Source organism: Nocardiopsis sp. SBT366 (genome assembly GCF_001083815.1).
In the GTDB taxonomy this organism is placed as follows: Bacteria; Actinomycetota; Actinomycetes; order Streptosporangiales; family Streptosporangiaceae; genus Nocardiopsis; species Nocardiopsis prasina.
The window spans coordinates 1-1,239 of record NZ_LAVM01000176.1 but is presented as its reverse complement, the minus strand read 5'-3'; the positions used below and the strand labels follow the sequence as shown (position 1 = coordinate 1,239).

The 1,239-nt window shown below is 71.9% G+C and carries 1 protein-coding gene; it reads left to right on the top strand.

Annotated features, from left to right (window positions below; all coding sequences use genetic code 11):
• On the top strand, positions 1-1,239 hold a 1,239-nt coding region (locus ADX84_RS25095; RefSeq protein ID WP_049579980.1), incomplete at both ends, for a glycosyltransferase family 4 protein.

Here is a 1,239-nt window from a genome sequence, read left to right as displayed (position 1 = left end):
CGCAGCCGCGCCCACCAGCGCGCGGGTCGAACCCGCCGACCCCGGCCCCCGCCTCGACGGTGTCCGGATCGTCATGGTCAACTGGCGCGACCCCTGGCAGTCCGCCGCGGGCGGCGCGGAGGAGTACGCCTGGCGGATCAGCCGCCACCTGGCCGAACGCGGCGCCATCGTCACCTTCCTGACCAGCCGCGAACCCCACCAGGCCCGGGTCGAGACCAGGGACGGCGTCGTCATCCGCCGCATGGGCGGCAAGTTCACCGTCTACCCGCGCGTCATGGCCTGGCTCGCCCTGTGGAGACGCGAGTACCACCTCGCCTTCGACTGCATGAACGGAATCCCGTTCTTCTCCCGGCTGGTCCTGCGCCGACGCACCAGGGTGGTCAGCGTCGTGCACCATGTCCACGCCCTCCAGTTCAACGCCTACTTCCCGGCACCGCTGGCCTGGTTCGGACGCTTCCTGGAGTCCGCCGTGGCCTCCCGCGTCTACCGGAACTGCACCACCGTCACCGTCTCCGAGTCCTCCCGCGCGGCCATGCGCGACAAACTCGGCTGGCGCGCGCCCATAGAGATCGTCCACAACGGCGGCCCGTCCGTCGCCCCTGCCGTAGCGGAGCCCGGAACGGTTCCGGCGCCGACCGCCGACACCGCTCCCGTCCTGGTCAGCCTCGGTCGTCTCGTCGTGCAGAAGCGGGTCTCCCGCGTCGTCGATCTCGTCCGCGCCCTCGACGACACCCACCCCGGACTGCGCGTCCATATCATCGGCCGCGGCCCGGAGGGCGAACACCTCGCCGAGCAGGTCGAGGGGGACGGTCTCCAGGGACGCGTGGACCTGCACGGCTTCCTCTCCGAGGAGGACAAGAACTCCGTCCTGTCCTCCTGCCACCTGCACGTGACCGCCTCCGAGTTCGAGGGCTGGGGCCTCACCGTCATCGAGGCGGCACGGCTCGGCGTGCCCACTGTGGCCTACGATGTGGACGGACTTCGCGATTCGGTCCGCGACGGCGAGACCGGATGGCTCGTCCGCGAGGGCCAGACCCTGGAGGACGTCGTCTCCCGTGCCCTGGCGGAACTGTCCGACCCCCGGCGCTCCCTGGAGGTCCGGCGAGCCTGCCGCTCCTGGGCGTCCCGGTTCACCTGGGAGGCCAGCGGCGCCCGCATGACCCGCCTGGTCGCCGCCGAACTCGGTCTGGACGCCCAGGAGCGGCAGGCTCGCCGGACCTCCAGGGAGCGCCGGGGGTC